General features: G+C 69.8%; 7 protein-coding genes. 2 read left to right on the top strand and 5 right to left on the bottom strand.

The annotated features are described in order from the left end of the window. Together trpB and trpC are read right to left on the bottom strand one after the other, a co-directional pair. Positions 1–1,265 (bottom strand): tryptophan synthase subunit beta (gene trpB / locus AN233_RS13380; protein ID WP_058367325.1); only part of this gene is annotated, 1,265 nt, incomplete at its 3' end. Next, a complete protein-coding gene (gene trpC / locus AN233_RS13375; RefSeq protein ID WP_058367272.1) occupies positions 1,262–2,092 on the bottom strand; it encodes an indole-3-glycerol phosphate synthase in 831 nt (276 codons plus the stop codon). The genes trpB and trpC, both read right to left, overlap by 4 nt. Before the next feature lie 852 nt (positions 2,093–2,944). Between trpC and AN233_RS13370 the strand changes: the two genes are divergently transcribed. Next, positions 2,945–3,412 (top strand): MGMT family protein, encoded by a 468-nt coding sequence (locus tag AN233_RS13370; RefSeq protein WP_058367271.1) that lies wholly within the window; start codon positions 2,945–2,947, stop codon positions 3,410–3,412. A 41-nt stretch (positions 3,413–3,453) separates the two neighbouring features. Here AN233_RS13370 and AN233_RS13365 read toward each other — a convergent pair whose 3' ends face one another. Together AN233_RS13365 and AN233_RS13360 are read right to left on the bottom strand one after the other, a co-directional pair. Then, on the bottom strand, positions 3,454–4,287 hold the full coding sequence (locus AN233_RS13365) for a deoxyribonuclease IV (RefSeq protein WP_176696696.1): 834 nt from the start codon (positions 4,285–4,287) through the stop codon (positions 3,454–3,456). A gap of 74 nt (positions 4,288–4,361) precedes the next feature. After that, positions 4,362–5,174 (bottom strand): lipoate--protein ligase family protein, encoded by an 813-nt coding sequence (locus AN233_RS13360; RefSeq protein WP_058367269.1) that lies wholly within the window; start codon positions 5,172–5,174, stop codon positions 4,362–4,364. 164 nt (positions 5,175–5,338) lie between these two features. Between AN233_RS13360 and AN233_RS13355 the strand changes: the two genes are divergently transcribed. Further along, positions 5,339–6,253: a serine/threonine-protein kinase RIO2 gene (locus AN233_RS13355; RefSeq protein ID WP_058367268.1), complete on the top strand. Its 915-nt coding sequence runs from the start codon at positions 5,339–5,341 to the stop codon at positions 6,251–6,253. A gap of 109 nt (positions 6,254–6,362) precedes the next feature. Here the strand turns inward: AN233_RS13355 and AN233_RS13350 are convergent, their stop codons facing one another. Continuing rightward, entirely contained in the window at positions 6,363–7,400 is a 1,038-nt protein-coding gene (locus AN233_RS13350; protein ID WP_058367267.1) for a TrmB family transcriptional regulator, read from the bottom strand. Positions 7,401–7,420: the final 20 nt, after the last annotated feature.

Genomic DNA, 7,420 nt, shown 5'->3' with positions numbered 1-7,420 from the left:
GGCGCGTTCTCGATGTCCCGCTTGTCGGTCTCCTCGATGACGGCCTCGAGGTCCTTGTCGCCGCGGCCGGAGACGTTGATCACGACCGCGTCACCCAGGTCCTCGTGGTGCTCCTCGACGTACGCGACCGCGTGCGCCGACTCCAGCGCGGGAATGATCCCCTCGGTGCGCGAGAGCAGGTGAAACGCTTCCAAGGCCGCGTCGTCGCCGACCGAGACCGGCGTCACGCGCCCCTCGTCGACGAGGTGTGCTAGTTCCGGGCCGACGCCCGCGTAGTCGAGCCCCGAGGAGACCGAGTGGCTCTCGACGATCTGTCCGTGGGGGTCCTGGAGGAGCTTCGTGCGCGCGCCGTGGAGCACGCCCTCCTCGCCGGCGTACAGCGACGCGGAGTTGGGCGCGACGCCCGCCTCCGCGTCGATCTCCAGCGTCGAACCGCCGGCCTCAACGGCGTGGAGCGCCACGTCCTCGTCGTCGACGAACTCCGCGAACGCCCCCATCGTGTTCGAACCGCCGCCGGCGCAGGCGATCACGTCCGACGGGAGCCCGCCGGTCTTCTCGCGGGCCTGCTCGCGGGCCTCCTCGGAGATGACCGCCTGGAAGTCGCGCACCATCGACGGGAAGGGGTGCGGGCCGACGACGCTCCCGATGACGTAGTGGGTGTGCTCGACCGAGCCCGCCCAGTCGCGCATCGTCTCGGAGATGGCCTCCTTGAGCGTGCCGCGGCCGGCCGTCACCGCGTTGAGCTCCGCCCCGTTGAGCTTCATCCGGAAGACGTTGGGGCGCTGGCGGTTGATGTCGCGCTCGCCCATGTAGATCTCGCAGGGCATGTCGAGGTGCGCGGCCGCCATCGCGGTCGCGGTGCCGTGCTGGCCCGCGCCCGTCTCCGCGATGATGCGCTCCTTGCCCATGTACTTCGCGAGCAGCACCTGCCCGAGCGCGTTGTTGAGCTTGTGTGCGCCGCCATGGACGAGGTCCTCGCGCTTGAGGTAGACGTCCGTGTCGTACCGCGCCGAGAGCCGCTCGGCGTGCTGGAGCGGCGTCGGCCGGCCGCCGAAGTCCGCGAGCCGGCGTCGGAACTCGTCCATGAAGCCGTCCTCGTTGTCGAGGACGTACCGCTCGTAGGCGTCGGTCAGTTCCTCGATGGCCGGCATCAGCGCCTCGGGGACGTACTGGCCGCCGTAGCGGCCGAACTTCCCGTCGCCCGCGTCGCCGTTGCCGCGCTCTCCCTCGCGTCGGTCCGTCTCCGGTGGTGTCTCCGAACTCATGTCGATGTCTCCTCGGCCGGGGTCCCTTCATCCGACGTCTCCGCCGCGTTCACCAGCCGCCTCGTGTTCGCCGCTACGTCCCCGTCCATGATGGCGCTTCCGACGAGCAGCGCGTCCGCCCCGGCGTCGCGCATCCGGCGCACGTCCGCGGGAGACCCGATCCCGCTCTCGGCGACCAGCGTCACGCCCTCGGGGACCGCGGGCGCGACCGCCTCGAACGTCGAGAGGTCGACCTCGAGCTTCCCGAGGTCGCGGTTGTTGACGCCGATCAGGTCCGCGCCGGCGTCGAGCGCCCGGGTCAGCTCCTCGCGGTCGTGGACCTCCACGAGCACGCGGAAGCCGCGGTCGCGCGCCGCCGCGAGCAGGTCGGGGAGGTCCTCGCCCACGAAGCGCGCGATCAGCAGGACGAGGTCGCTCTCGACGGCGTCCAGCTGCGCCTCCTCGACCACGAAGTCCTTGCGGAGGACCGGCACGTCGACCGCCTCGCGGACGCGGGCCAGCCGGTCCGTCGAGCCGCCGAAGTGCTCGGGCTCGGTGAGCACCGAGAGCGCGGCCGCGCCGCCCGCGACCATCGCCTTCGCCAGTTCCACGGGGTCCTCGTCGCGGGTTCCCTCGGTGGTCGGGCTCGTCGGTTTCACCTCGGCGATCACGGGCACGCGCCCCGCCGACTCCGCCGCGGCGAACGCCGCCTCGAGGTCGCGCGGGTCGACCGACACGCGCTCGCGGGCGCCATCGTCGACGGTCCGAGCCGCCTCCCGCCCGCGTTCGCGAGCGGCATCGAGGATGGACCGGACCGCGGGGGCCAGCTCCGCCTGTGTGTCCTCCATTACTGTACACTAATGTACGTATCTGTTCATAAGGCTTGCGCACCGAGGGCGGATCCGGCGCGGCAGAGCGTCGCGTCGGAGTGAAGTCGTCGCCCCGGCAATCGCACCGTGAACGCGCTACAACCGATCCGAAAAGCTCCATAAACGTACGACACAGCACCGCAACCGCACAGCACCCCGACCGCACGCCGGACGGACATCTTTCGCGGATCACGCAGAACTCCCGCCGTGCGTGCAGCTCTATCGCCCCGATTGCGGCGCATCGCTCCGCCGGCTGTCCAACGGTCGGCGCGCGCGAGGAACGCGCGCGAGGGAAGCCCGCCCGCGGCCGGAGCACCGCGGAGGTCGCGGGCGGCTGAGGCTGGGGAGGCGTGAGGTCACGCTTGACCCGACAGCCGAACCAGAGACTCACCGAGCAACCGGCCGCGACGACCAACTTGACAAAAATCGCCCTGGCGTCTCCGGCGCGCTACTGCACGCCGGAGGCTCGCGAGACGCGGGTTCTCTCGCGGTGGACTGAAAGGGCGAGGCCGGTCGCGGACGCTCAGCCGACCCCTATCGGCGCGGGCTGGGCGGAGAGCGCCGATATGTCGCTGAGCGTCCGCGAGCGGTCGAGGGCTTTCTGGATGTTGACGACAAGCGTAGCAGAACGCTTGATCAGACGGAACGGAGACGTATGCCGAGCGGTCGGGGGGTTCCAGGACGTTGGCGGTGAATGGAACAACACGCTTCGCGAGACGGAGAGCGGAGCCGTCCACGACACCGGTCTCAGCACCGCAACCGCACCGCCCGCAACCCTCCCGCCGATCCGATCCCCGTCCGACTTAAGGACGCCGCGGGCGGAGAGGCGGTATGGTCAGCATGGGTACGACGGGCGTGTACGCGCGGGCGTACGACGCCCTCGACCGCGCGGTGGAGGTCGGGTTCGCGGGCGGCCGCGTCATCTCGGTGGAGTTCCCCGAGACGGTCCCCGAGGACGCCGCCGCGGACCACGAGCTGCTCGACCGGATCGGCGACTACCTCGCCGGGTCCGAGGAACCGTTCGCCGAGGAACCGATCGGCCTCACGGTCCCCACGGACAGACGCGAGGTGCTGGAGGCCGCCCGGCAGGTCCCCTACGGCGAGGAGGCGTCGGTGAGCCAGGTGACCCGGATGGCCGGGCTCGACGACAACGACCCCGAGGACCTCGACCTCGTCACGGCGGCGCTCGGCGCGAACCCCGTCCCGCTGTTGATCCCCGACCACCGCGTGCAGGGCGGCCCGTACGCGACCCCCGCGGACGTCCGCGGGACGTTCCGGCGCGTCGAAGGGCTGCGCTGATCGCCTGCTGAAGGACAAAAGGGTCCGACCGCACCGCCGCGTTACTCGTCGTGGCGGAGCTCGCGCACGCGGTCGATGTTCCACGCGAAGGACTTCCCGTCCTCGGTGGGCGTCTCCAGCGCGAGCGGCACGTCCGCGAGGTCCGGGTGGTTGACGATGCGCTCCATCCCCTCCTCGCCGATGTGGCCCTCGCCGATGTGGGCGTGCTCGTCCTTGTTGGTCCCGCAGGCGTGCTTGGAGTCGTTAAGGTGGATGTACTCAAGGTGCTCCAGCCCGACCACGTCGTCGAACTCCCGCACGGTCTCGTTGACTGCGGTCGCCGTGGAGAGGTCGTAGCCCGCCGCGAACGCGTGGGCGGTGTCGATGCACACGTCGATGTCCGTCTCCGTCCGGTCGATGATCCCCGCGAGGTGCTCGAAGTCGCCGCCGAGCTTCGTCCCCGAGCCGGCGTCGGACTCGATCAGGATGGTGACGTCCTCCGGCACGTCGATGTCGTCGATGACGGAGGCCGCGTTGTCCAGCCCGCCCTCCACGCCCGCGCCGGTGTGGGCACCGAGGTGGACGTTCACGTACGGGATGTCGAGCTGCGCGGCCGCGTCGACCTCCTTCTGCATCGAGTCGAGCGACTTCTCCCGGAGGTCTTCTTTCGGCGTACAGAGGTTGACGAGGTAAGAGGTGTGGATCACCCACGGGCCCTCGAGGTTCTTCTCCGTGCCCGTGCGGAACTTCTCGGCTTCCTCGTCGCCGATGTTCGGGTCCTGCCACACCTGCGGCGAGTGGGTGAAAATCTGGCCGCAGGTGCCCCCGACCTCGATCTGGTTCTCGACGGCGTTGTCCACGCCGCCCGCTATCGACACGTGCGCGCCGACCTTCAGGCTCATACCCGAGGCTCCGGGGGCGGCCGGCAAAGCCGCTTCGGAAGCGGCGGAGCGGCGACGCGACCGCTCCCTCAGCGGGCGTTCGGCCGACGCCGCACCCACTCGTCGTCTCGGTAGCGCTCGTCGACGAGCTCGCGGGCCCGCTCCAGTTCCGCGTCGGTCCACTCGCCCGCCGCCGCGTCGGCCCAGTCCGCAAGCGCGCCCTCGAGCGCCGCGACCGCGTCCGCCCGCGAGGCGTCGACCAGCTCGTCGATCCCCACGACCCGGTCGCGGAACGCCTCCGGCGAGACCGGCGGGTCCGCGAACGTCCCGAGGTGGCGCTCGGCGTCGACCGAGAACGTGATCGAGCCGTGCTGGATCACGGCCTCGTCGCGGCGGTACTGCGCGTTGCCGGCGATCTTTCTCCCCTCGGGCCCCGCGACCACGTCGTGGGCCGGGTGAAGCTCCCGGAGGTAACAGGCGGGGTGGTACAGCTCCGGGACCTCGTCCTCGACGAAACGGGCGCCCACGCCCAACCGGTCGAAGGCGCCGAAGATCGGTTCACAGAGCAGGTGGTAGCAGTCGATGAGCTTGCCCGGGACCGCGTCCGCGGGCACCGCGATCGAGTAGGCGATGTCTCCGTAGCCGTCGTGGTAGATGCCGCCGCCGCCCGTGCGCCGGCGCGTGACGTCGATCCCCTCGCGGTCGCAGAAGGCCCAGTCGACGGTGTCCGGATCCTGCCCGTAGCCGAGGGTCAGACAGCTCGGGTCCCAGCGGTAGGTCCGGACCGTCGCCGGCCCGCCGTCCGCGGCCGTCTCCGCCGCGACCTCGTCGAGCGCCATCTGTAGCGGACCGGGGCGCCGCTCCTCGGTGATGAGCCGCCAGTCGTCGCCGGGCGCGTCCATGCACCGGCTTGCGTACCGGATCAAAAAGCGGTTCCGCTCCGCCGTTCGCGGGCCAGTGGCGACTCACGGACCTGCCAGACGCTTTTCTGTATCGCGGTATCTGATTTATCCAGCAGCGCCTGCCGACTCGCGGCCCTTTTAGGAATCGCCGGAGTAGGGCGGATATGGTTCGGAACATCGCGGCGCTGATGCCCGATCTGGAGGCGGAAGACTTCTACCTCCTGTCGGGCGTCGAGCAGGGGATGCGCTTCTCCGAGTGGGTGCGCCGCGGCAAGCTCCCGGAGTACGCGGACCTCACTCGCGAGGAGGTCGACTACCGGCTCGACCGGTGTCTCGACCGGGAGCTGATCGAGCGAAAGACGATCCAGTACGAGGGGTACCAGCTCACCTTCGAGGGGTACGACGCGCTCGCGCTGCGGGCGTTCTCCGAGCGCGATACGATCCGCGGCGTCGGCGCCCCGCTCGGCGTCGGCAAGGAGGGCGACGTCTACGAGGTGGAGTCGTTCACGCCGCTCGCGCTGAAGTACCACCGGGAGGGGTACACGAACTTCCGCGAGGTGATGAAGGAGCGCGACTACACCGCGGACCGCCAGCACGTCTCGTGGCTCTACACCGCGCGCAAGGCGGCCGAGCGTGAGTATCAGGCCTTGGAAGATCTGTATCCCGATGTCTCAGTCCCCCGCCCCGTCGACCAGAACCGCCACGCCATCGTGATGGACAAGTTCGAGGGCGTCGAGCTCGCGCGGGCGAAACTCGACAACGAGCAGGTCGTCGGCGTCCTCGACCTGGTGATCCGGGAGATCGCGGCCGCCTACGAGGGCGGCTGGGTCCACGGCGACATGTCCGAGCACAACGTCGCGATCGCCGAGAGCGGCCTCACCGTCTTCGACTGGCCGCAGGCGGTCCCGACGGACCACGAGAACGCCCGCGAGTACCTCGAGCGGGACCTCCGGAACGTGACGCGGTACTTCGCCCGAAAGTACCCCCAGAAAACTCCCGACTCGGTCGATATCTCCCGTCTCGCGGACGACGTGGAGGCGTCCGCGGTCGAAAGCGTCCGCGCGTACGCCGACTCATAAATCGATATTCGCGATACAGAAATTTTTCGAGCGCCTACGGGTCGGTAGCGGCATCGCTCAGCGTTGCGCGGCATCGCTCGGTGGGGTTCAGAAGGAAGGTCGGCTCGGTTCAGGCCCGCGAAAGCGTGACGCGTTCGGCCTCGACGTCCTCGACGAACGCCCCGGGACCGCCGACGGTCAGTTCGCCGTCCTCAGTCTCGACGACGAGGGAGTGCTGAACGGGGAACTCGTTGTTCGCGGGCGCCACCATTCCCTGCCGCGTGTCAACGACCCGACCCTCGATCGCCGCGGCTCCGTCCTCGGTGAACCGTCCTTCCACGGCGGCGTGGAGCGGCGTGTCGGCCCGGAGGTGAACCGTCGCCTGAAAGACGGCGTGCCGGAAGTTCTCGTAGGAAGAGGGTAGCGTCGCGGGGGCAGCCGTCGCCACCTCCTCGGCGGTAGGCCAGTAGTTGCCGAAGAAGGAGCCGACGAGCACGGGGCCGAGCTGCTCCTGTGCGAAGACGATCGCCTGCCGGTCGGAGTTCGACCGGAGCAGCATCTCCGCGGGCGCGACCGCGCCGATCGACTGGTCGACCGTCACCATCGTCGGCATCGGCTCGCGCCAGACGCGGACGGCGCTGGCGACGCCGTCGAGGTCCGGGAGGTCCTCCTCGCCGGTGACGATGAGCAGCACGAGCACCCCGCGGTCGACCGCCTCTCGGAGCTCCGTCTCGACCTCCTTGAGGTGTTCGCGCGGGACCGACAGCGTCACCTCGGAGTCCGCCGCGTCGATCAGTTCGCGGAGCCGTTTGAAGACGGTCACGCGGGACTTCACGACCTCGAACTGCTCGGCGGTCGGCTCCGCCTCGGCGTACCGCTCTTCGAGCCCGGGTTGCATCGACTCCACGTCCGAACGGAGCCGGCGGATCACGTCCTCCGGGGGCACCGCGCGGATGGTCGTGGGGACCACGTGGTCGTTCACCTCCACGAAGCCGCGCTCCTCGAGCGCCTCGCTGACGCTGTAGACGTACCGCTTCGAGACGCCGGCCGCGTCCGCGATCGTGCTCGCTTTCGCCTCGCCGTGTTCGAGCAGAGTGAGGTAGGTGTCGACCTCCTTGTCGGAGAGCCCGAATCGGTGGAGGAGGTCCGCGAGCGTCCGTTCGTCCATGGATCCGTAGCGGATGGGGG

The sequence above is a fragment of the Haloparvum sedimenti genome, assembly GCF_001462205.1.
In the GTDB taxonomy this organism is placed as follows: Archaea; Halobacteriota; Halobacteria; order Halobacteriales; family Haloferacaceae; genus Haloparvum; species Haloparvum sedimenti.
This window is presented reverse-complemented; position numbering and strand designations above follow the sequence as displayed.